The sequence below is a fragment of the Candidatus Hydrogenedentota bacterium genome, from assembly GCA_013359265.1.
Lineage (GTDB): Bacteria > Hydrogenedentota > Hydrogenedentia > Hydrogenedentales > SLHB01 > JABWCD01.
Genome location: JABWCD010000008.1, coordinates 16,563 through 39,986, shown reverse-complemented (window position 1 = coordinate 39,986; position 23,424 = coordinate 16,563). Strand labels below are relative to the sequence as shown.

Annotated in this window: 15 protein-coding genes; 8 read left to right on the top strand and 7 right to left on the bottom strand. The window is 58.1% G+C overall.

The genetic code is table 11. From position 1 onward, the window contains the following. Nucleotides 1-3: 3 nt before the first annotated feature. Complete coding sequence (locus tag HUU46_09275) at nucleotides 4-2,424, top strand: glycosyltransferase family 39 protein (protein NUM53819.1); 2,421 nt, start codon at nucleotides 4-6, stop codon at nucleotides 2,422-2,424. A gap of 184 nt (nucleotides 2,425-2,608) precedes the next feature. On the opposite strand, the gene HUU46_09270 is transcribed toward HUU46_09275, so the two are convergent. From HUU46_09270 to HUU46_09245, 6 genes are all read right to left on the bottom strand, one after another. Next, nucleotides 2,609-3,127: a molybdenum cofactor biosysynthesis protein gene (locus HUU46_09270; GenBank protein NUM53818.1), complete on the bottom strand. Its 519-nt coding sequence runs from the start codon at nucleotides 3,125-3,127 to the stop codon at nucleotides 2,609-2,611. Nucleotides 3,128-3,284: 157 nt separating this feature from the next. Continuing rightward, nucleotides 3,285-4,550 (bottom strand): hypothetical protein, encoded by a 1,266-nt coding sequence (locus tag HUU46_09265; GenBank protein ID NUM53817.1) that lies wholly within the window; start codon nucleotides 4,548-4,550, stop codon nucleotides 3,285-3,287. Beyond that, nucleotides 4,547-5,620, bottom strand: a complete 1,074-nt coding sequence (locus HUU46_09260; protein ID NUM53816.1) for a hypothetical protein — start codon at nucleotides 5,618-5,620, stop codon at nucleotides 4,547-4,549. Before HUU46_09260 ends, HUU46_09265 begins: the two co-directional genes overlap by 4 nt. Continuing rightward, nucleotides 5,620-6,993, bottom strand: coding sequence for a right-handed parallel beta-helix repeat-containing protein (locus HUU46_09255; protein NUM53815.1), 1,374 nt, complete (start codon nucleotides 6,991-6,993; stop codon nucleotides 5,620-5,622). Before HUU46_09255 ends, HUU46_09260 begins: the two co-directional genes overlap by 1 nt. Next, complete coding sequence (locus tag HUU46_09250) at nucleotides 6,983-7,498, bottom strand: Rrf2 family transcriptional regulator (GenBank protein NUM53814.1); 516 nt, start codon at nucleotides 7,496-7,498, stop codon at nucleotides 6,983-6,985. Before HUU46_09250 ends, HUU46_09255 begins: the two co-directional genes overlap by 11 nt. Before the next feature lie 115 nt (nucleotides 7,499-7,613). After that, the gene (locus HUU46_09245) at nucleotides 7,614-10,541 is read right to left on the bottom strand and encodes a c-type cytochrome (protein ID NUM53813.1); all 2,928 of its coding nucleotides are present in this window, start codon (nucleotides 10,539-10,541) and stop codon (nucleotides 7,614-7,616) included. Between the two features lie 178 nt (nucleotides 10,542-10,719). Between HUU46_09245 and HUU46_09240 the strand changes: the two genes are divergently transcribed. The 3 genes from HUU46_09240 to HUU46_09230 all read left to right on the top strand — a co-directional run bounded on the left by HUU46_09240 (nucleotide 10,720) and on the right by HUU46_09230 (nucleotide 13,182). Beyond that, entirely contained in the window at nucleotides 10,720-11,433 is a 714-nt protein-coding gene (locus HUU46_09240) for a TonB-dependent receptor (GenBank protein ID NUM53812.1), read from the top strand. Nucleotides 11,434-11,538: 105 nt separating this feature from the next. Continuing rightward, nucleotides 11,539-12,621 (top strand): COX15/CtaA family protein, encoded by a 1,083-nt coding sequence (locus tag HUU46_09235; protein ID NUM53811.1) that lies wholly within the window; start codon nucleotides 11,539-11,541, stop codon nucleotides 12,619-12,621. A 186-nt stretch (nucleotides 12,622-12,807) separates the two neighbouring features. Beyond that, the gene (locus HUU46_09230; GenBank protein ID NUM53810.1) at nucleotides 12,808-13,182 is read left to right on the top strand and encodes a putative zinc-binding protein; all 375 of its coding nucleotides are present in this window, start codon (nucleotides 12,808-12,810) and stop codon (nucleotides 13,180-13,182) included. Nucleotides 13,183-13,433: 251 nt separating this feature from the next. Here HUU46_09230 and HUU46_09225 read toward each other — a convergent pair whose 3' ends face one another. Beyond that, the gene (locus tag HUU46_09225; GenBank protein NUM53809.1) at nucleotides 13,434-16,466 is read right to left on the bottom strand and encodes a glycoside hydrolase family 2; all 3,033 of its coding nucleotides are present in this window, start codon (nucleotides 16,464-16,466) and stop codon (nucleotides 13,434-13,436) included. Nucleotides 16,467-16,745: 279 nt separating this feature from the next. Between HUU46_09225 and HUU46_09220 the strand changes: the two genes are divergently transcribed. From HUU46_09220 to HUU46_09205, 4 genes are read left to right on the top strand one after another with little or no spacing between them, the layout of a single operon-like run. Beyond that, on the top strand, nucleotides 16,746-18,350 hold the full coding sequence (locus tag HUU46_09220) for a c-type cytochrome (GenBank protein NUM53808.1): 1,605 nt from the start codon (nucleotides 16,746-16,748) through the stop codon (nucleotides 18,348-18,350). Between the two features lie 26 nt (nucleotides 18,351-18,376). Beyond that, nucleotides 18,377-21,838, top strand: coding sequence for a molybdopterin-dependent oxidoreductase (locus HUU46_09215; protein NUM53807.1), 3,462 nt, complete (start codon nucleotides 18,377-18,379; stop codon nucleotides 21,836-21,838). 14 nt (nucleotides 21,839-21,852) lie between these two features. Further along, nucleotides 21,853-22,143: a hypothetical protein gene (locus tag HUU46_09210; protein NUM53806.1), complete on the top strand. Its 291-nt coding sequence runs from the start codon at nucleotides 21,853-21,855 to the stop codon at nucleotides 22,141-22,143. Further along, entirely contained in the window at nucleotides 22,136-23,404 is a 1,269-nt protein-coding gene (locus HUU46_09205; protein NUM53805.1) for a nitrate oxidoreductase subunit beta, read from the top strand. The genes HUU46_09210 and HUU46_09205 overlap by 8 nt, the downstream gene beginning before the upstream one ends. Nucleotides 23,405-23,424: the final 20 nt, after the last annotated feature.

Genomic DNA, 23,424 nt, shown 5'->3' with positions numbered 1-23,424 from the left:
TGTATGATCGCTGACTGCCTGACCTACAGGCGGCGCGAGCGCTGGAGATCGCTGCTGCGTACGCCGTGGAAAGTACCATTGAGGACAAACCATGCCGCCCTCATTGTTGTGATTACGGTTGCATTCGCACTTCGCTTCGCTGGTCTCGATGCCAAGGCGTTGTGGTATGACGAGGCGATGGCAGCATTGGCGGCACGCAATGTAGGTATATTAAGCATTCTCGATGCGCTCCCACTTCCACCGCTGTACTTGCTCACGATAAAAGGTCTCGCTGTGTGCGGTGACGCCGCATATCTATTTCGGCTGCCCAGCGCCCTCTTCGGAATTCTCACCGTAATACTCGCGGGATATACGGCGCAGCGTGCGGGAGGCAGGCGGACGGCATTCATAGCCGTTTTACTGGTTTCCACATGTCCATTCCTGGTTTATTACAGCCGCGATGCGAAGATGTATGCGTGGCTCGGCTTTTTTCAGTTGGCGTCGCTGTACTCTCTAATATTGTATGCCCGTTCCGATGGTGCCAGACATCTCTTGTTTTACCATATCGTGACGAGCCTCGTGCTGGCCCATGTCCACCTTCTGGGAGGTTTCTTTGTCGCCACAACCTCGGTGGCATTCCTCATGGCTCGCCTGTGCAGCGTAAAAAGCGTCTATAATTGGTTGTGGGCGCAAGCGCTGCTTTTGCTGCTAAGTGTGCCGAACATTTACTTCATGTATCGGCGTTTAACTGATATGAGTGCGTTGGAGTTCTGGGCGCCAAGGCCAACGCTCACATCGCTATATTTTACGCTAACCAACTTTTTCGCCGGTTATGTCGGATCAGATTATGCTCGGACGCTCGTCGCGATCGTCGTTGTCGCTATGGTCGCGCACGGGCTCGCCGCAAGCACTCGGAATCGGCGCGAATTACTGTTCTTGTTATCAGCCGCAGTAGGCCCAGTTCTGGTGTTCTATGGCCTTTCGGCGGTGCAATCGAATTCTATCTACGTGGACCGTTTCCTAATTGGCTCTGCGCCTCCATTGCTTATCGTCGTGGCGGTCGGTCTGAGTCTGATCGGCAGTAAGTGGAAACGGTCAGCGATGCTGTTACTTGTTTTGACAACACAGGCAATTGGGTTGTATGACCAGTTTCATATGCGCCTGCCCGCCGATGGCCGCAAGGCCCCAGGCGTGTTCAGCACATTTCCAACTCCCAAGATTATCGCGTTTGTACGAGAGAATCTTCGCCCGGACGACCTCGTACTACACACGAACCGCATGTCATGCCCGGAGTTCATGTGGCACTTGTCAGAGGTTCAGAACACGATCATCGACGTCGGAGGAAACGTCAGCTCTCTATACAGTAGCCGCGGCACCCCGAAAGAATTAGAGTTGTTTGACATTCCCATATCGGAACTAGACACGTTGGCGCTTTCTCAACGACGAGCGTGGGTCATCGCGCCCGCACCGGGAGCGTATGGATACGGACATGCAAACCCCGAGATATTGCCGTGGCTAAGCGAGCGCGCCGCATGCGTTAGCGCCAAACGTTTTGGCGATATCTACTATCCGACCTGGGTATACCTGTTCGATTCATCCGAAATGGGACGCGACATGCCGCCAACCACCCTGATCTTGCCTCGACAGCCTTCAATACTGGGAGACGACCCAGTCCCAAACGAGGTCACAATACATATGGATCGTGCCTCAGTTGCGCCCACAGAAGGTGCACGCGCAGGCAGGACGGCAATCACACTCCGAACGCGAAGCGAAATCGAACAGCCGCAATCAGTTTATGTTTCTGCATTCGTAGCGGACGGTCATATCGGCGCCGCGCAATTCGTCCGGACTGCCGCACCCCAAAGCAGGTGGGAGCTTCGCACCTTTCGCGATCGGCGGAGCGCGCGCATGGCCATGCATTATCGTATAGACAACGCCATGTCGCCAGACGCCGACCAACTCGTATGCACCGCGTCATTGCCGCCCGGAACTTACAGTGTATTTGTAGAACGTATTACGAACGGAGTCGATTATCCGGCGCATACTGCCGCTTGCTCGATCCAATTGGACGGAAATCGATTGATCGTTCCCGGCAAGTTGGAAGGGTCGCCGGGCGGTTGGCAGTGGCTCAAAACCGGGTTTCACAGAGTGGAGCATTTGCGCGATACGCAGGTGACCCTCTCCTTGCTGCCATATCGTGCAAACAGCGAAGCGTTCGTAAGTTTCTCGCAAATTGTATTTGTGAATACTGAGGATGCGGCGGAAAAGAGTATGCCGGTGATATGGGAGAAGCATTTCCAAATAGGGTCGAGGCAAGATATCGAGTCTAGACTAGACTTGTTCTTCGATGACTGTCCAGTCTATTTCCTCTTGGCGAACGAACGCTACTGTACACTTGCACGCTTGCCCCACATTTCTCCGAGCGACACGAAACGTCGCAGTTGATCGGCAGGCGCAAGTTGCAGTGAGTTCGACAACGAAATAGTCACCCTGATGCGTGCAGTGGGTGCATCCGAAACTTACGCGCGGCAAGATGCCTGACCACGAAAGTATACGTCGCGCCCAGACTGGTACTGCGCGGCGTTCTACATGGGCCGTTTTCACAGCCTCCGCGCCTAGAGGAACGAGCTTAAGCTTGGAACGTTCTTTGGAGTATTCCGCTTGTAAGAATGCGCGCGCGCAGGCCGCCTCGCCCTTCCAATGCAGCGTACGCGCCGGGCGCAAACGCTCGATCCATCCAGCGGCAGGGCTTACACTCTTCGGCACCTTCGAACTGAATACCCTGTATCTCAAACCGTTTGCCGACGAGATCGTTCAGGTCAAATCCCGCTGTGATGACGTTCCGGCGCAAGACGGATACACTTTGGTCATAAACGCCAACTGCGTCGCATACGGCGCGGTAGACATGCCAATCGAATAGAGTGATCTGGCCCTTGTAGTCGTCCTCATAGTCAAAGTACCTGTCGCCTTCGATGCCTTTTCCCGCGACACAGCGGGCGGTCTCAACCTCTATGGCTTCGTAGTTACCTGGCTCGCGCCCGTGGCGTCCACGAAAATTGTGTCCTAGAGAGACAAAGATATGGAGTATGGTGGCATCAACTGCCGCGAAAGCCGGTCGAGGGGCCGAGTCGTCCGCTATAGAAATCATCACTCACCTCTACTTTGCCGTCTATGATCGGTTCTACACGAGTCCTATTGCGCAGTACATGGCCAACGGACGGGCAACCACCTAAGTGCCGAATCGGCGCATGTAGTGGATATTATCATCCATAATGTGGTATGCCCGCAACTTGGAAGTCAATTGCCTATCCGGGCTGTTGTTGCCACTTGCCTTCGCGTTTGAGGACTTCGAAGAGTTCGCGTTGCTTGGTGATGATGTTCTGCGACTCGGTCTCGCTAAAGCGCATGTCCGAGATCCATTGGCTGACGAGCGCAATCGCTTCGGCATTTGGTAGCCTGCGGCCCACCGGAGGCATCATGACGGCAGGCTCCGTCGATGTCAGGCGGCCCACAAGGAAGGACGACTGCGGATGTCCGGGTTCGATGCTGTACAGGTTTCCCTCGGATCCGCGTCCTGCGGCAACTGGCGGCTTATATATCCCTAACTGGATCGGGTTTTGCTGCGTGAGGCGCAAGTCGAGTCCCGAAACACCGCCGGCGCCGAGTGGATTGTGGCAGTGTGCGCAGTTTACATGAAGCCAGGTACGTGCGCGCTGCTCAACCGTTCCATCGTTCGGGTCGTCCCATCGGACAAGACGGGGCGCTTCGCTCGGGGAGGCCGGCGCTTCAGTAAGGATGCCCCGGCGCGTCCAATATTCGATTTGATTTGCGTTGCCGTCCTCGTACTGAAAATCCCGGTTCAGGTTCGCGATGGTGGGGCCGATCGCGAGCATAACACCCTGGTTTTCGTGGCACCGCTTGCAATCGTTAGCATTCAATATGATGTACCGGTGCGATAGTCCATCGAAAACACCTCCGACCGCGGATAACGGAACTATGCCGCCAGCCAATGCGCGGCGCGCGTCTGTACCGTCCTTGCTCCATTGGTAGGCGACGGCGTCCCAGCCGTTTTGCAGCTTGCGCATGACCCGTGTTTCTATCAATTGTTCTGACGCTGCTGGATCGCTTTGCGCGCTCGGAAGACGGAACGTCTGCAGTAGCACGGTGCCCACGGGAAACTCGAGCACACCGTCCGTGGAGTAACGAATCTGGGCCCCTCGCGGTACCCGGAGGAAGCGCGAGACGCGCGCATAATCCGCGAAGTGTTCCACGTTTAAGGCGAACGGAATGACATCCGCGGCGGGAACTTGACGCGCCAAGTCTTGGAACGCGCCAAATTCACTCAGCAGGGTAGGCGCGGGCTCGTTTTCGGCGGACTCGAAGAGAAAGTCCTCGCTGTCCGCGGCCACCGTGCTTGCTACAGGTTGAGAAGATGTTTCGCGGACTGGTGCGGGCGTCGGTTCGGGTGTGACGGTGTCGATCGTCTGGGAGGGCGAACACCCTAATATAGACACCGTGACTGCGAGCAGGAAGATCCAAAGGTGCTGGTGCAGGTGCATGTCTCCAGTCATTGCGCAGGCGCCATCGGCATACTCTCGATCCACTCGCGAATGAGCGCGACGCCTTCGTCATGCACGAGGCCCCTGCCGACGGTGGGCATACGCACGCCTGGGTCGGTGGTCGCCAGTCTGTACAGCAGGATTGACTCGTCTGGCCTGCCGGGAACGATGTCGTAGCGGCCAATGCTTGCTGCACGGCCGGCGGCGACGGGCGCCTTGAATATGCCAATCCGCATCGGTGTAGCTTGATCGAAACTCAGATCAAGTCCGGATGTGAACGCGGGGCCCGTCGGGTTGTGGCAGTGTGCGCAATTGATATCCAAATACGTGCGCGCCCGTTCTTCGAGCGTGCCCGCATTCGGATCATCCGAACGCCGGGACTTCATCGCCTGTATGGGATCGTCGAGTCCCGACAAGTAACCTGCCTTTATCCAGTGCGCAAGTTGGTTTTCGCGTCCAGACGGGTAGGAATAGTCAAAGTTGAGATAGCGCGCCTTTGGACCAACGGGCGCCGGCAAGCCTTTCCCGATGTGGCAGTGTTTGCACTGGTTGACGTTTGGCACGATGTACTGGAAAGAGTGTGGCGTTCCGCCCGAGTCCACCCACGTCACGGGAACACGGGCACCTGCAAGCGCTAGGCGCGCGTCCGTGCCATCTTCGTTCCAAACGTAGGGATACATTTTCCAATCTGACCGCGCCAGGACCAGGAGGCGCGTCTCGATAAGCTGCTCGCCACGGTCTGGGAAGCGCGCATCGCGCGGATACCCAAACGACTTGATGAGGACTGCGCCTTCAGGAAAGTCGAACACCTCGCGCTCGTGGTAATTTGCAGAAGTACCTGCAGGCATCCACACGAAGCGATGCTTCGTGGCGTAGTCGCTGAAAAGTAGTGCGCTCAGGTCGTAGGGAATGACGCCAGTGTTAGGTTCCTGGATCCCTGGATTAGAAAACAGGTTATAGCCGCTCAGCCACTCAAGCGGGGGCGCCTCGTAGTCCACACGTACCGTTGACGGCGACTCTTCGGACGTTCCACCGGCGAAGGCGGCCAGTAGCACGAACCACTGCAAGACGACGGTCGCCATCATCGTTGTGTGACCGGAATCTCGATGGGCTTCAACGCGGGCAGTTCTCCTGAGTGTTCCGACAGATCGCGTTTGACAACGGCCCCGGTTGGATCGGGCAACACCGCGGCGCCGCCGAGCGATACAAATGTCACTTCACCTTGAGAATCGGTATTATTCCGGATGTAAAGCCCGGCCTCTGGTGGCAACTTTCCATCGACCAACTTGGCCGGGTTCACGATACCGTCCCATACGATGTCGGGCAATGGAGAACCCGCGAGCGCGGCGATCAGCTCACCCCGTTCGCCGCCAGGTTTCGCGCCGCTTGCTCCGAAGGAATTGTCGTGAATGTGAATTGCCTCCGCGTAGGGGTAATAATTCGGGTCCTTAATCTCGATCAATGTCGATTGGTAGCTGACAATCAGCATGTTGGCGGTGTCGTGGTCCCGTATCTCGTTGTTGAACACTTCAACATTCGAGTTCGCCATGACCATGACGCCCGTACCGGTTGGTACCGTCGCGACGATGTTGCCTTTGGGTGCAAAATTTGGCGTGTTGTTTGCAAACACCTTGTTGTCGAGAAGCCGAATATCGTGTCCTCGTTGCTGCGGCAGGTCGGGCAGGTCGAAAACAAGAATGCCGCCGGTATTGTTGGTTGCGGTGCACTCGTAGACGTCCGCGCCGTGGCAATTCTCAATTTCGATACCGGCGACATTGTATTCGGCGCGGCATCGTCGTACGATGACATTCTTGGACTGACCCACGTAGATTCCCGAATCAGAACCCGCAATGGCGACGCAATCTTCGACGAGCACATTAGCGGAACTTACCGGATAGATGCCGTAGGCTCCGTTAGTTTCTTTCGGGCCGCCAGTCCATTCAGCGCGTACGCGCCGAATGACAATGTTGTCCGAGCCTTGCGATTTGATGCCGTTGCCTTTTGTGTCCACTACCGCGAAGTCTTCAAGCACCACGTTTTTGCTCGTGACGAAAAGCCCCTCGCTGCCCGCCACCTGTTGCTTGAAATCCAAGACCGTCTTGTCCATGCCGCGACCCCGGATCGTCACTCCTTCTACATCGAGCGAGAGTCCAAGCTCCAGATCGTAGACACCTTCTTCCAGCTGGACGACGCTACCTGGCTTCGCCAAGATGAGCGCTTCCTGAATGGCTGTCTGCGCATCGGCCCCAGGTAGAATTGATATTTCGTTGGGCGAAGGTGGTGCAGGGGTAGTCTGCGGGGTCTCAGCAAGCGGAGCTTCGACAGGCTCAACAGGGGGCTGCGCGACGGGTGCTGCAGGAGCGGCAGATTGTGGCATTGAAGGTTCTGTACCTGGACCACAACCTTGCAGCAGGCACAAAGCGAGTACCAGTGCGCTCCACCCATTAATTCCCATTAGTCTTGTCCCTTCCTTTCTCTGTTCGTGTCCGCTCTTTGGTTCGTTGCATTTCGACTATTGAAACGGGGCGGACTAATGTTCGCTCGCGCAGGGCGACAGAGCTCGTGAGTTCCGCCAGTGTCACTTCACCAAGTTGGTCGGAGAGCGAATTCGCGCAACGCGCGGTAGCTTCGTGAATCGGGCATCGCACCGTCGATCCGCAATTGCCAAATCCCATTACGCACCGTCTATTATGGTGGCCGACATCAACCAGAGTTACGATTTCCCAAAGCGTAATTCGCTCCGGCGGCCGGGCAAGCGAGTAACCACCGCCAGGGCCACGGTGAGCAAACAGCAATCCGCCTTCGACAAGCATATGCAGCACTTTCCTGGTAGACGGTTCTGGTACTCCGGCCTCTTTACAAAGTGTTCCAGCCTGGAAGCGACCGACCGAATGAATCGCAGCGACATACGCCAATGCGCGAAAAGCGTATACGCATTTTTTCGAGTACGGCTGAAGCACGCTTACATCTCCCCTTTTGATTAGGCGGTCGCAGTCCAAATCGGTTCACGAAACGGACTTGGTCAGCCGGTTACGCAACAGGCATATTGTCTTATGGCGATGATATGAGCGTGAGTCACAATGGTGGCGCGGAGACCTCCGATACGGCCTGCTTCAAAGCGTCCATCGCCGGGTTCCGGATAAACTCGATCAAGTCCGCTAATCCTTGAATATCAAAGGCCGCTTCCAGACCCTCGGGCATTAGCGACCCGCTCCCTGGTGCGATGGTTTCGATGTCCGAACGCTGTACCGTTTGTTCCATTCCGCCAGCCGCGCGAAGCGTAACGCTCGACGCATCTTCCTTGGCCAGCAATCCGGCATAGTCTTCAAAATTCTTTGTCGCGATTGTATAGCTGATAAATTCAGGCAAGACCTCGGCGCTCGGATCGAGAATCGATCGCATGAGTTCCTCCTTAGCCTTTCCGCTCGCGATCGACAACTCTGGACCAACAGTGTTTCCGATGCCATGCATCTGATGGCAGGGAAAGCAATTAATGGAAAATACTTTCGCCCCGCGGGCGGCATCGGCGGGAAGATGAATCGCTTGCGAATACTGCGCGTAGAGATCCGCTTTCGCAGCCGATGAGAATTCGGGGTACAACGCCAGTGCTCTGTCGTGAATCGCAGGATCTGTGGAGTCTAACAACGTCTTGCGGACTTTCAACGCGATTTCATGTTTAAGAACGGTACCTTGATCGATTGCGTCCAAGAGAGTTGCGGTCTGAGCGGGGGCCGACGCGAACTGTTCAACAAGTTGCCCACGCACGTCCTTTGATAAACCGGACCAACGCGCCAACAAGGCCACATTTGTATCGGCTCCACCGCCTTGCCCTAGTGTGGAAACGACTGCGTTAACGATTTCGGGCCGTTCATCGGGCTTTAGCAACGCAAGAAGCGTCTCCATACCACTGCCGTCCGGCCGTTCTACGAGCAACCTGACGGCTGCTTGGCGAAGCGGTAAGCCAGCTCGATTGTGGTGCGCTAGTGCGTCGGCTGTTTCAAACGCGCGGCCTAGCGCTAGCGTTGCAGCGGCGTCTAGCGTGGCAGGAGGACTCGAGAGCACCTGCCGGAGTGAGGTGCCGCTACGTTGAAGGCCGCGACTAAGTCCCGAAAGGAAAATGACATCTGGGCCACCCGTGACTGGACGTTGCGCCGCCAAGAGGGCGAGGAAAGCTCCTACCTCATCCTGTTTACCGGAGGCGCCGACTTTTTCCGCAAGTCCGCTTACGAACTCGGCCCTCCGAGCAACCCACCAGTCAAGGTCTGAGCTGCGCGCAGCGAATACCGACTCGAGTAGTGGCCACGCGTCCGGACCCGCGCTCTCCATTATGGCCATTGTGAGCCATTGGTCGCTTTCTGCTTGTATAGCGAGTGTTTTGCAGGTGGCCACCCGCGATTCCGCAGGCATTGATACTGCCGCAATCGCGACGGCGCGGCGTACCCGCAAATCGGAATCCTGCGTGAGCGACTGGACGATATTGACAAGTTCTGGCAGCGTTGAGAACTTGGATTGGGCGACTACCACCGCCACTGATCTGACGCCGGGGTCTTTATCCGCTAGAGCCGTCTCGATGGCTTGCTTAGACGCATTGCCCAAGGCTCCCATGGTAAACAAAGCAGCTGCCTTGGACTCCGCCAAGTCGGATTCTGCCGCCATTGCCTCGAGCGTGGGTAAAGCCTCCACGGCTTTTCGTTCAACAAGAAGACGTTGGGCCTGACGACGAACCCAGCCATTTGTGCTACGTAGCGAATTTGCCAATTCCTCGCTTGAAGCGCCAGACAGGGTTGGCGGTTTATGAGAAGACCTATTCCACGCTTTTGGCCGGACACGCCAGATCCGTCCCATCGTATCGCCTGATCGCCATGCAATAGACTCGCGTTCGTTCTCGGGCGCGAGAGAGGAGTGCTCAACGTACTGGCGACAAAAATCGACGATGTAGAGTGCGCCATCTGGGCCCGTCGCGACGTTTACGGGGCGGAACCTCTCGTCGCTCGATGCAAGAAACTCGAACCCGGATTCGCCTCTTTTTGCGGCGAGCACGGAGCCGCGCTGGGTAAGCACCCTGCGGTGAACAAGATTTCCGAGCGGTTCACAAACGAACGCGTTGTTCTTATATTTGGGCGTGACATCCCCCACATAACACGAAAGGCCGCGCGCAGCCAAAAAGTACCCATCCGCGCTTGGGCCGAATCTTTTTTGTGGAATGCTGATAGGCCAGATACGGCCGAATTCGAACCATTCGAGAATCGACACATCTTCCACCAGCCCTGGCGTAGGTTGCCCCAGAACGGTTTGGCGGAACGGTGACGTTGGAAGTGAGAGCAATCGATCGCCAAACTCCGTATCGCAGGCGCCAGATTGGCTGAAACCCGGAACCGCCTCGATGACACCTATATCGGGTCGCAGGCGAAAGTCGCGGTGTGTTAGAGATACCGGGGTAGCGCTACCCAACGCGGAAACCGTACCATCGGATCCACCATTGGAACCGTATATCCAAAGGTCGCTGCCCCAATAGAGGCTGTTGACCTGATCGTGGGGCAGTCCTTGCCCAAATCCGGTGAAGAGTGTCCGCCGCTCGTCCGCTACACCGTCGCCGTTTCCGTCCTTGAGAAAAATCAAGTCCGGGGCCGCAGCCACAATTATTCCGCCATTCCACGGGACAGCGGATGATGGAAAGGAAAGCCCGTCCGCAAACACGGTCGACGTTTCGTAGTAGCCATCGCTGTCCGAATCGACGAGAAGCCGTATCGTGCCGCCGCCTGCACCGCTTGGATAATCGCGCATCTCGACGGCAAACATGCGGCCGTCTTCGTCCCATGTAACGCACACGGGATCGACCACATCCGGCTCGGCTGCGGCCACTTCGATGTGCAGGTTCGGGTCTGCAAGCCGAAACGACTGAAGCGCGTACTCGACCGAATGAGCGGACGCGGCGTCTTGCGCGGCCACGATGGCGCTGCCTACGCCCAGCGTAAGCGACAAAACAAGCAGAGTCGATCGCATTTCGTTGCACCCCCTTGTCGACAACAACCTTTTGGGCTTGACTATGCCCGTGGGTTCATGCTATCAACAATGGAGAAAAATGTCCACTATTAGATTGCGCGGGCGCAATTGACGGGACTGGGCAGCGTAAGCGGCCAGATTCCACTTGCATGGAAACCGGCCGAAAGGAGGAGGCAGTATGCGAATGATGTGGAGCCGGACCGGCGTAGTGTGCGCCGCGGCGCTGGTCGCTTTCGGCACGCAGGCATGGGCGGGCAGCGTCACCGGAACGGTGAAATTCGAGGGACAACCGCCCGCGTTAAAACCGCTTGACACCAGCGCTGACCCCGTGTGCCACTCGAAGCACAAGGACAAACCGCTACCCAACGAGGTGCTGGTCCTCGGTCCTGGCCAAACAATGGCGAACATCCTGGTGCGCGTGACCAAGGGTGCGCCCGCCAAGGAACATCCGGCCCCGGCCGAGCCGGTCGTTTTGACCCAGGAGGGTTGCCGGTATGCGCCGCACGTCTTCGCTATAAGGGTTGGCCAGCCCTTGATGGTCCTCAATCCCGACGGAATCCTCCATAACGTCCACAGTTTGCCAAAGACAAACACGGCGCTGAATAGGGCAATGCCCGCGAACATGACCGAAATGGAAACGAAGTTCGACAAAATCGAAGAACCGTTTGCGTTCAAATGCGATATCCATCCGTGGATGCAGGCGTGGTGTTTTGTTACAGACAATCCCTACTACTCGATCACCAAAGAGGACGGTGTATTCTCCATTGACGGTCTTGACGCGGGTGAATACGAGATATCCGCCTGGCATGAACGGCTCGGCGTGAAGACCGCGACTGTAGCCGTGAAGGACGGCGAACCGGCCAAAGTCGATTTCTCCTTCTCCAAGAAATGACCTCTCACACCACCCATCAGAGGGCAGGGACATTCGTGACACGTGCTGGATCGAATGCCCCTGCCCTCTCTCCCGGCGTGGTGAGTTGTTTACAGAGAGACAAACATGGCGATTGCTTCCATCGATAGCATTTCGATTCCCCACCCGGGACACGGTCTTGCTGTTTCGCGCCTTGCCTCGCGCGTAGTGTGCGCACTGACGCTGGTCCTCATCTTTATGGGTGCGCTGGTCAAGAGCCACGAGGCCGGTCTCTCCGTGCCTGATTGGCCCACGACGTATGGTTACAACATGTTTGCGTTCCCGCCGTCCGAATGGCGCGCAAACGTTTTTTACGAACACACCCATCGGCTCGTCGCATCCGTCGTTGGAATTGCTACGCTCTTCCTCTCCTGCTGGGTTGCCTTCAACGATTCGCGTAATTCGATACGATGGTCCGCGGCCGCGGCTCTCGCTATTGTCGTCGCGCAAGGTGTGCTGGGTGGGCTCACCGTTCTGTTCCTGCTTCCCGCGTACCTGTCCGTCGCCCACGGGGTCTTGGCGCAGACGTTTCTCCTGCTGGCGGTGTTTCTCGCGCGCGCGTTCCCGGCATCGTGCGCACATCGACTCCAATCGGACTTCGAACCCGCCGGATTACACACGGCTCGATGGGCTTTCGGTTTGACCGCCGTCGTGTGGATTCAACTCGTGATCGGCGCTATCGTGCGCCACACAGAATCCGGTCTGGCGATACCCGACTTTCCCACCATGGGCGGTCAATGGCTTCCTTTGTTTAACGAGGCGATGCTGTCGCGGATCAATGAGTGGCGCCTTGAACAAACGTTCACGGCGAATACCTTCCTGCCCGATGCGACTGTCGCGCAGGTTGCCGTTCACGCCACGCATCGCCTGTGGGCGATCGTCGTTGTCGCGGTGTACCTGGTGTACCTGCGCGACGCGTGGGTCCGCCGATCTGCCCATCCACGCGCTGCCGTAGCCGCGGCCGCCGTTGGACTTCTGGTCATCGCCCAAATCACGTTGGGCGTGCTGACGATCCTTACCGCGCGGGGGCCGCTCGTTACATCGTTGCACGTTGCCGTCGGCGCTGCGTTGCTGGCGGCAAGCTGGTTCTGCGCGCTGGATACGGCGCCCAAGCTTGCGACTCGTCGTCCGATATCGTCGGTAGAGCCGGCTGTGGTGACGGCACGTTAACAACAGTGCATTGGTGGTCGCGCGCAAACCGGCGGACGGTTACTCGGCGCCAGATGGAGCTTGCTTTGTGCGTCGCGAGATGCTTGAAGCGCTGGCGCGCTTGGAAATTCACCGGCATATGCTCGTCCTCGCGGAGATTATACTCCTGTATCCACGCGCCATCGAACCGGAGCGTCGGAGTTTCAAATGAATAACGCATCCGGCGAAACGGCCAAACCATTGGTATTCGCGTGCGCAGGCTGCTCGGATGTTGGCCGCCTCGCGTACGACGTGGCGCGGGAGCTCGATCGAAGAGGGATCGCCGAAATGTCCTGCCTCGCGGGTATTGCCGCGGGCAAGCCCGCCTTCCTGCGTAAACTCAGAGGGAGACATCTTTGGCTTGTCGACGGTTGTCCCATCGAGTGCGCCCTCGCAACGTTCGCAAACGCGGGCCATGCGATCGCGCGCCACATTCGACTGGCGGATTACGGGTTCAAGAAGAACGTCCCAATTCAGGGCTGGGTTAACATTGACGAGTTGATCGGGCTGGTGCTCGACGCGGCTGGACGCGCCATCACGTAGTGGACTTCTCCGGCCCCCACTATTGACCAGGCGCGCATCACAGTCCACGACTACGGGACACAATTGAACTTCGAGGCCGAACATTAGGTGCGGCGCCGGCTGCGCAGTCTCGCAAATTGGGCTATCTGTATATCGAACTTCACATCAGATACACAAATTCGTAGTTATGTATTAATAATCGCAACTTGACGGTCCAAAATAGGCCACCGTTGTCGTGATCGGACTTACAAACTAAGGCCGACAGACGCTAATCATTCAAAAACGGTGACGGTCACGGGCCCGAGCAGGCCGGAGGGCCGAAGGGCCGTATCCGACTTCCACGTCTTGGTTGTAACAAATGTTTGATGGGTTCCAGCGTTTGCACGTTCGTCGCCCACAAGTCTGTTCAACCACGAATTCACGACATCCACTTCCAGCGTGTTCACACCGGACACAATGGCGTCGCCAATATCCGCAGCGTATGGATACTTCCAAAGAATACCGGCGGTCTTGCCATTGACCCGGACTTGGGCGATCGCTTCGACTGCGCCAAGGTCCAAACGCGCACGTGACACAGGACCGGGCAACGTGAAGGTCGTCCGATAAGTCGCCGTTCCGGAAAAGAACTTGATCTCGGGTTCCGGACGCTCGGTCCAAGAGACCAGGCTCTCGAATGTTGTCTCGCCCGAAGGAAACGTGATGGACCACGGACCGGGTATTTCGAGTGTGGATTCTGAAGTGAGGTCGGGAGTTTCCGCAAGCGCTTTGTGCCTCCGAAACACGACAAACACCGACCCAAATGGATCAAACGGTATTTCGACTTCGGATCGCCCTTCCCTGACATCGGCGCGAACAGATTCTATTCTTCCCGTGTCCGGCCACCACAACTCCGAGGAATGATCGGACACGCGAAACGATATGGCTTCCAACCGTTGCGTGCCAGTTTGATTCGAGAGAAAGTAAATGTCCGTATCGCCGTCCCGGCGGTGTTTCCACAGAATTCCATCTGGACATAACACGTCGGGTTCGACGCGCAGTTGCCGCAGCGCGTGCTCCACGCTCGCGCCGTCGATCACGCGTTCGCGTTTCCACAGAGCGTCGGCGATTTTCCGCACTGCGGCGTCGCATGCCGGAAAGTCCTGCAAGCTCGGCGAACGCTGCGGCTTTGGTCCGAGAATCGTGCCGCCACGCGCGACCAGCCGCTGCACTTTGTTCAGCACGGCGGGCCGCATCGCTTCGGAGTCCGGCAGGACCAGCAGGCGATATCGCTGGCCGTCGGGCAAGATGTACTGGCCGTTGCGTACGCGCAGTCTCGTCTCGATCACTTCGGCGTTAATGAAGTCGAAGTCGTAGCCCTTCGGAAGCGATGGTTCGATGGGGCCTGTCATCTTCGGGGCATCCTCGCCGATGAAGTACGCCACATCGGCGACGTGGTTTCCCGTTTGCAGCATTACGCTGCACCGGCGTAGATAATCCGTCCACGGCTTCATGTATTCGAACCACGTGTTGTGCCTGTTGAATTCGGTCCCGAACCACGCATTGATGCCCGGCTTTCTGTCGTCCCATGGCTGATGAATGTATACGTGTAGCACGAACTGGTTGCTGCCTTCGCAGAGGGCCCAGTCACCTCGTGCCTTGAAGTCCCGCGGTGTGTTTACAAATGAGGGACCTCCGGTAAACGCCTCGGCCCAGACAAGCTTCTTGCCGTAAGTGTGCGCCGCCGAGGCCGCTGCTCTCAGTTCGATGCTGCCGAGATTTCCGGTTACCCAAAACTCGCCGCCAATCTCGTCGCTCGCTCCACCGTACCGCAGGAATTCCGAGGGAAAGCCCCAATGGCCATAATTTTCGAGCCATAACGTGAGTCCGCGCTCGCGGCAAAGATCGCGCAATCCGCCTACGTAATCCAGCGCAACCTTGTCCGCCACGCCACGCCGCAGGTCCCAAAGAAATCGCTCGGATTGGTCCGCCGAACCTACGATGCGCCCTGTCAATACCGGCAACCACGGAATCGGGTCGTATCCGAAGCGTTTGCGAAAATCATCGGCAAATCCATCGGTCCAGTTTTGCGAACCCATCTCATAGCTATCGGCGACGACATGTGTCCACGCGGTTCGCTCCGCGGACGGCAACCGTTGGAGGAGGTCGCCAACGAACGCGTCGAAGTGTGAAGCGAGGGCCGTTCGATTCATCTTGTCCACTTCTAGCCCGGTCGCTTCGGGAGGCGCTGGACTGTTCTGTGTGCCCGTGGGGACCATTACCGCGCGCTGCACGATCCACTCGCCATCCGGGATGTCCCAACGGAGAGTTCCGTCTGCGTCCATTAGAGCGCTGAGGTCGCGGACTTCATTCGTGGAAACAGTAAGGTCTGCCGAGTCGGGCTCAGCCGCGGCGGGCCACTGGTAGAAGTCAAACGGAGGAAGCGGGTCCTGAAACATTTTTGCAAGGGACTTCTCCGGGTACCGCTCGACACGTGCCGCGGACGAGAGCAGCACCTGACCAAGTTCGCATTCTTGGGAGAGGTCCAGCCGGAAGTGCCGCGCGGTAGTCGCCGGGAACGTTACGACGATCGGGGCGAGTGGAACTGGCCCGACGTTGACGGCAATGTTGTGACGATCAATTTCGAACTTCGTCACGCTCCGGTAGTCCGTATCGCCGTCAAATGCTTTCAACTCTGCTGCGACCTTCACCGGTTTTACGGGCCGTACTTCCAAGCTTCTCGCCGTAAACGCGTCTCGCGAGTCGAACAAGATCGACGTCGACGTGCGCGCCGTTTCATCCGAGCATTCTCCGTCGCCCCTCGGCGCCGGAAATGCCACCACGGCGATATCTTGAAACGGCCCCGAAGGCGCGGGAAGTTTGTCCTCGAACCGCTGCGGTCCACGTACGCGAATTTCCGGTAGCGACACGTGCCGCATAGACTGCTCTGGCCTGACCCACGGGCCGCCAGACTGGCTCCAGCCCGGCGAATTGAAGACGCCGATTCCGATGCCGATACGTCCCGCTTCGCGAATGGCGTGATCGATGTAACCCCACCACTCTTCGGACAACGCTTTACACGGAGCGTCCCGTGACACTCCACTTTGGCCGCTTATGACGCCAATGTAAGCCCCTCCAATACCGGCCCGCCGCATCGCTTCAAGGTCTTTAGTTATACCCTCGCGCGATACGAGGCCATCCATCCAGTACCAATAGCAACGCGGTTTGGTGTCTTCGGGGGGATCGGTAAAGCGTTTCTCCAACGCATCAGACCATGCTGCTGCCGCCAGCGCGTACACTACGAGAAACGAAAACCCTAGTCGTGTCATATCACACCTTCGTGGAAATGCGCATCGGACTACGCTCCGTCCGCATGCTGTTGCCCCCAATATACTCCATTATCGCACACGTTATGGCTGCCTCTGCCCTCGGTACGGAACAGGAGAAGGCGCAATCGTCGCACGCGACGCTGGCCGGAAAGAAATGACTTGACTTTCTTATGTCACATGCGCGATAAAAATGGATAAAAGAATCCACTACTGACTCGAACGCGCCGGGGGGCACGTTGTCTGTCGTGGAAACATCGGGGGTGTCGAGGGGGGCTTTATATGGGACCAGTCCATGGGCTTCGAATCTCGCTGGTGGTGGTAATGCTCTCGACGGGTGGGGCGCTGGGTCTGGCGTGGGCGGAAGAACAAAGCGCCCCGGTTCCGCCCGGGCCGACGCCGGCGCTAATCGAGCAGGGGAAACAGCTCTATCTGCGCGAGTGCGCGGACTGTCATGGCGCCGAGGGAAAGGGTGACGGAAGCGCGGCGTATCTCCTTTATCCCAAGCCGCGAAATTTTGTGTCGAGCGAGTACCGCATTGCTTCGACCTGGGAGCGCCGCCCGACGGACACCGACCTGTTCCACACGATAACGCGTGGCATGCCGGGTTCCTCGATGCCGCCGTGGGACCGGCTGAGCGACGAACAACGCTGGTCTCTCGTCTACTTCATAAAGACCTTGGCCGAGAGGCCGTGGCCCGAGGTCTCTGCCGAAACGGCGCAGCCGGCGGCCGCAACCGAGCGCGCGGGCGTCATTTCCGTGCCGCCCGAGCCTGCCTACGACAAGGCCGCAAAGGAAATTGCCGCCAAACTGTACAAAGAAGGTTGCGCTCCCTGTCACGGCGAAACGGGACGCGGCGACGGGCAGCAGAAGCAGATCGACCAGGAAGGGTTCCCAACGCGTCCACGGGACCTGACCAAAGGAATCTACAAGGGTGCGCCGGCCAATGAAGACGTCTACCGCCGAATCGTTGCGGGTATCCCTGGAACGCCCATGCCCATGAGCGACTGGTCGTACGGCGACCAAGCGTGGCACCTCACGCATTACGTGCTGGAAATGTCGTCGGTCGAGCAGCGCGAGAGCGTCGTGCCGCGGCGCCAGACCATAAGCGCGGTGCGGCGAAAACAGATCCCGTATCACCCGGATTCCGCGGAATGGCGCGGCGCGCGAACGGCCGAAGTCGTTACCATGCCCCTCTGGTGGCGTGACGACTACCCGCGCGTCGTTACTGTGCGCGCGCTGCACGACGGCAAGGACATCGTTATCCAACTCACGTGGCCGGATGCCACGCACGACCACACCGCGATACGCCCGCAGGATTTCCGAGACGCCGCGGCCGTCCAACTCTCCGCCGCGAAGTCGCCGCCGTTCATCGGCATGGGAGAGCCGGGCAGTCCCGTCAACATCTGGATGTGGAAGTCCGAACGTCAAGCCGATCTCGAGATGGCATTCCAGGACATCGAGGCGGTCTACCCAAACATCGGCACGGACTCATACCCCAATCTGATGCATTCGCCGCTGGAGCAACCTACCCGCCACGCATTGACGCTCGAGTCCGATCCGACATTCGTCACCGGGTGGGGCGCAGGCAATATCGTTGCCGACCCGACGTACCGGCAGTCGGCGGAAAGTCTGGAAGCGAACGGGTTCGGATCGTTGCGCGTGCGCCCTCTGGTGGACCAAAACGTCGGTGCCGAAGGTGTCTTCGAAACCGCCGCCTACTCGGTCACCTTCAAGAGGCCGCTTTCCCCAAAGGGAAGCGACAAATTGGCGCTCAAACCCGGCGCAACGTATTCGATTGCATTCGCCGTGTGGGACGGCGCTGCCGGGGACCGCGATGGAAAGAAGTGCGTGACGATCTGGCATGAACTGAAACTGGAACCGTAGCGGCGGCTGGCGCGAGGGGCACTACCATGAACGAACGTGAACATCCAGGCGGCATAGCGCGGCGCGACTTCCTGCGCGTGCTCGGCGTGGGTCTGGGAGCCGGCATTGCCGGTCTCCCCATTCAACTCCTGCACGCCGCCGATCCAGCGGCAAATCCCCTTTCCGGCGCGGTCTCGCGCGACTGGGAAAAAATCTATCGCAATCAGTATCGCTACGACAGCATGTTCGACTGGGTGTGTTCGCCAAACGACACCCACGCCTGCCGCGTCCGCGCGTACGTGCGAAACGGAATCGTCACGCGGTTGGGCGCGACCTACGACTACCAGGACTACGCGGACCTCTATGGAAACAAGGCGACCGCGAACTGGAACCCGCGTCAGTGTGCGAAAGGCTACACCTTCCACCGCGTGATCTACGGACCATACCGGCTACGCTACCCGATTGTGCGCAAGGGGTGGAAGGCCTGGGCCGATGACGGGTTTCCCCCACTGACACCCGAACTGCGCACCCAATACAAGTTCGACAGCCGCGGCACCGACACATTCGTGCGCGCATCGTGGGAGGACGCGTTTCGATATGTGGCGCGAGGACTCCACTCCGTCGCCCGGCATTACAGCGGCGAAGAAGGAAAGCAGCGCCTGCTCGCGCAGGGTTACCAGCCCGAAATGGTCGAAGAAACCAAGGGGGCCGGCACACGCTGCATTAAGACTCGCGGCGGCATGGGCCTGCTGGGCGTGATCGGCAAGTACGGCATGTACCGGCTGAACAACTCGCTGGCCCTGTTGGATGCGCACGTGCGCGGCGTCGGGCCCGAGCAGGCGCTCGCAGGCCGCAACTGGTCCAATTACACGTGGCATGGCGATCAGGCCCCCGGCCAACCTTGGGTGCACGGCCTTCAAGCGTCCGACTGCGACTTCAACGACCTGCGCTACTCGAAGCTGATCGTCATGGACGGTAAGAACCTCGTCGAAAACAAACTGACCGATTCCCATTGGTTCATCGAGTGCATGGAGCGCGGCGCGAAAATCGTCGTCATCGCGCCGGAGTATGGGCCGCCATCGACCAAGGCGGACTACTGGATTCCGATTCGGCCCGCCACGGATGCAGCGCTCTGGCTCGGAATCGCGAAACTGATGATGGACAACAAGCAGTACGACGAAGCGTTCGTAAAGCAATTCACGGACTTCCCCCTGCTCGTCCGTACCGACAACTTGAAACGGCTCCGGGCGCAGGACGTATTTGCGGACTACAAGCCAGGCCTGAGCGCCGACGGCGCATCGATGAAGGTGCAAAACCTGACCGCGGAACAGTACGCGAAGTTGAGCGATTTCGTCGTGTGGGACGCAAAGATCAACAAACCCGCCGCGCTGACCCGCGACGAAGTCGGCGCCCGGCTTGTAGAGAAGGGAATCGACCCCGCGCTCGAAATACGCACCACGATCAAGCTGGTGAGCGGCGAAGAAGTAGAGGTGGCTTCCCTGTGGTCGCTGTACCAGGACCATCTCAAGGACTACGACCTTGACACGGTCCATGACATTACCCAAGCGCCCAAAGAGCTAATCCAGCAGTTGACGAATGACATCGCGACGATGAAGCCCGTCGCCATTCATCAGGGCGAAGGCATCAACCACTGGTTCCACGCGACCGAAATGAACCGGGCCGCGTACCTGCCGGTCATGCTTACCGGCAATATCGGCAAACCGGGCGCCGGGTGCCACACCTGGGCGGGCAACTACAAAGCGGCATTGTTCCAGGGATCGCCGCAAACCGGCCCGGGGTTCAAAGGATGGGTCGCCGAGGACCCGTTCCATCTAACGCTCGACGAGAATGTGCCCGGCAAAGACGTGCATGCGCACGCGTATACCAAAGACGAAGAACCCGCCTACTGGAACCACGGCGACAAGGCGCTCATCGTCGAGACGCCAAAGTACGGCCGCAAAAACTTCACCGGCAAGACCCACATGCCCACGCCGTCCAAGGCGATTGTCTTTACCAACGTTAATCTGATCAACAACGCCAAGTGGGTTTACGAAATGATCAAAAACGTAAACCCACTCGTAGACATGATCGTGTCCATCGACATTCAGATTACATCGTCGATCGAGTACGCCGACATCGCGCTTCCCGCGAATTCGTGGCTCGAATTCGAAGACCTCGAAATCACCGCCTCGTGCTCCAATCCCTTCCTGCAAATATGGAAAGGCGGGATTTCACCGGTCTTCGACAGCAAGGACGACCCCGCGATCCTCGCCGGCATCGCCGCAGCGCTTGCCGATGAAACCGGGGACCAGCGCTTCCGCGACATGTTCAAGTTCGAACACGAGGGAAAACGCGGCGTCTACATTCAACGGCTACTCGACACAAGTACAACGACTGCCGGGTACAAGCTTGAAGACATCATGGCCGGCAAATACGGACCCTCGGGCGGCTGCCTGATGAACTTCCGGACGTACCCGCGCATCCCGTTCTACGAACAGATTCACGACTCGCTGCCATTCTTTACCGATACGGGACGTCTCCACGCATATGCCGACACACCGGAGGCAATCGAGTACGGCGAGAATTTCATTGTCCACCGCGAAGGTCCCGAATCGACACCGTACCTGCCGAACGTAATCGTCAGTTCGAACCCTCTGATTCGGCCCGACGATTACGGCGTCCCGCAGTCCGCCGAGCATTGGGACGAACGGACGATTCGAAACGTGAGAATGCCGTGGGCCCAGGTAAAGACAACCAAGAATTTCCTGTGGGAAAAGGGCTACCAGTTCTTCTGCATGACGCCAAAAACCCGCCATCGCGTTCACAGCAGTTGGTCGAACATCGACTGGCACATGGTCTACGACTCGAACTTCGGCGATCCATACCGGCTCGACAAACGCGCGCCAACGGTGGGCGAGCACCAGCTCCACATGAATCCGCAGGCAGCGCGCGATCTCGGCATCAACGACGGTGACTACGTCTATGTAGACGCGAATCCCGCGGACCGCCCGTATATCGGCGCGAAACCCGACGATCCGTTTTACAGAGTCTCGCGTTGCATGTTGCGCGTCAAGTACAACCACGCGTATCCCTACGACATCGTGATGATGAAGCACGGACCGTTCATCGCAACCGAACGGAGCGTGAAAGCGCACGAAACGCGCCCGGACGGGCGCGCGCTCGCCGAGAACACCGGCTATCAGGCCAATATGCGGTACGGATCGCAACAGTCCATCACGCGCAACTGGCACATGCCGATGCACCAGACCGATTCGCTGTTCCACAAGGCGAAAGCCACGATCGGGTTCCTGTTCGGCGGTGAGGCCGACAACCACGCCGTAAACACCGTTCCCAAAGAAACGTTGGTGAAGATCACGAAGGCCGAGGACGGCGGATTAGGCGGGAAGGGCGTGTGGGCGCCCACCTTGTCAGGAATGGCCCCCGACAACGAGGACGACGCCATGAAGCAATACATCGCCGGCGGGTTCCACGGCGAAGCAGCCTTCTGAAGAAGTAACCGGCTATGCCATACAACGATCCCGATCCAGACGATCCAATGACACTGACCGGCGTAACGCTCGAGGCGCCGATCGAGGCGGCGGTCGAAGCGGCGTACGTCTACGCAGAGGAACTGGCCCGATCCGGACTGGACCGCGCCCGCATCATGTTGACGTTTCGCACGCCGGAGTACCGCGGCCCGTACGGCGTCTACCTGGCCTTGGGACACAATCGAATTCAAGACATCGTGAACGAAAATTGCGCGGTCTTTGAGACCTGCCGGGCCGCACGGGTGGGGAGTGACGACCATGCCTAATGTTTTCAACTGGCAACTGGGGCGCGAAATGGAATACCCCTACGACGCGGCCTTTCCCGAACGCCAGTTCGCATTCGTCTTCAATATTAACCGCTGCATCGGCTGCCAAACCTGCACGATGGCCTGCAAATCGACATGGACGTTTAGCAAGGGCCAAGAGGCCATGTGGTGGGCCAATGTTGAAACAAAACCCTACGGCGGCTACCCGCAACATTGGGACGTCAAAATCCTCAAGCTGCTAAACGACTCCAATCCCGACGGGCAAAACTGGTCGCCAGGAGACGGCACCGATCCCAAGAAGCCGTACGGCTCATTCGAAGGCAAGACCATCTATGACGCGGCGAAGACCATGCTTAAGCCAGACAGCGCGCGCGTGCTCGGTTATCTTCCAACGGACGAAGAGTGGATATACCCAAATATTTACGAGGACAATCCATCGGGCAAGTCAGGCGCAAAAGGACAGTACGACACCACCGGCACCACGTTGCCGGAGCACGCAACTTGGTTCTTTTATCTGGCGCGCATCTGCAACCATTGCTCGTACCCTGCATGCCTCGCGGCATGCCCGCGCAAGGCGATCTACAAACGCCCCGAGGACGGTATTGTGCTCGTAAATCAACAAGAGTGCCGAGGTTACCGCAAGTGCGTGGAAGCCTGTCCGTACAAGAAAACGATGTACCGTGGAAATACGCGGATTTCTGAGAAATGCATCGGCTGCTATCCACGTGTCGAAGGGTCTGACCCGGAAAGCGGCGGACTCCCCATGGAAACGCGCTGCATGGCCGCATGTATCGGACAAGTCCGTATGCAAGGAACGGTGAAATTGAACGAAGACGGCACGTGGGCCGAGGACCGATACAATCCGCTCTATTACATGATCCACGTCGCCAAAGTGGCCTTGCCGCTCTACCCGCAGTTCGGTACAGAGCCGAACGGATACTACATTCCGCCTCGCTGGGTGCCGCGCACTTACCTTCGGCAAATGTTTGGTCCAGGCGTAGACGCTGCCGTCGAGAAGTATATGTATCCCGATCGGGAACTGCTCGCGGTTTTGCAACTGTTCCGTCGATCGAACCGCATCATCTACCGATACGAACTCAAGGAGGGGCCAAAAGTTTACGAAGGCACCCTCAGAGGCAAGCCTTTCGAGATGTATAACGACACCGTCATTGCCTTCGGCGAAGACGGAAAGGAAATCTTCCGTACCGATATCGAAGAACCTGTGTTTGTGCGTCCAGATTCGCATCAGAATTCGATCTAGGCTACCTCATGACTACCGCC

Excerpts from the sequence above, each read along its gene's own strand:
- HUU46_09275 (NUM53819.1), top strand. The coding sequence starts at position 4 with ATGATCGCTGACTGCCTGACCTACAGGCGGCGCGAGCGCTGGAGATCG.
- HUU46_09270 (NUM53818.1), bottom strand. The coding sequence starts at position 3,127 with ATGATTTCTATAGCGGACGACTCGGCCCCTCGACCGGCTTTCGCGGCA.
- HUU46_09265 (NUM53817.1), bottom strand. The coding sequence starts at position 4,550 with ATGACTGGAGACATGCACCTGCACCAGCACCTTTGGATCTTCCTGCTC.
- HUU46_09260 (NUM53816.1), bottom strand. The coding sequence starts at position 5,620 with ATGGCGACCGTCGTCTTGCAGTGGTTCGTGCTACTGGCCGCCTTCGCC.
- HUU46_09255 (NUM53815.1), bottom strand. The coding sequence starts at position 6,993 with ATGGGAATTAATGGGTGGAGCGCACTGGTACTCGCTTTGTGCCTGCTG.
- HUU46_09245 (NUM53813.1), bottom strand. The coding sequence starts at position 10,541 with ATGCGATCGACTCTGCTTGTTTTGTCGCTTACGCTGGGCGTAGGCAGC.
- HUU46_09240 (NUM53812.1), top strand. The coding sequence starts at position 10,720 with ATGCGAATGATGTGGAGCCGGACCGGCGTAGTGTGCGCCGCGGCGCTG.
- HUU46_09235 (NUM53811.1), top strand. The coding sequence starts at position 11,539 with ATGGCGATTGCTTCCATCGATAGCATTTCGATTCCCCACCCGGGACAC.
- HUU46_09230 (NUM53810.1), top strand. The coding sequence starts at position 12,808 with ATGAATAACGCATCCGGCGAAACGGCCAAACCATTGGTATTCGCGTGC.
- HUU46_09225 (NUM53809.1), bottom strand. The coding sequence starts at position 16,466 with ATGACACGACTAGGGTTTTCGTTTCTCGTAGTGTACGCGCTGGCGGCA.
- HUU46_09220 (NUM53808.1), top strand. The coding sequence starts at position 16,746 with ATGGGACCAGTCCATGGGCTTCGAATCTCGCTGGTGGTGGTAATGCTC.
- HUU46_09215 (NUM53807.1), top strand. The coding sequence starts at position 18,377 with ATGAACGAACGTGAACATCCAGGCGGCATAGCGCGGCGCGACTTCCTG.
- HUU46_09210 (NUM53806.1), top strand. The coding sequence starts at position 21,853 with ATGCCATACAACGATCCCGATCCAGACGATCCAATGACACTGACCGGC.
- HUU46_09205 (NUM53805.1), top strand. The coding sequence starts at position 22,136 with ATGCCTAATGTTTTCAACTGGCAACTGGGGCGCGAAATGGAATACCCC.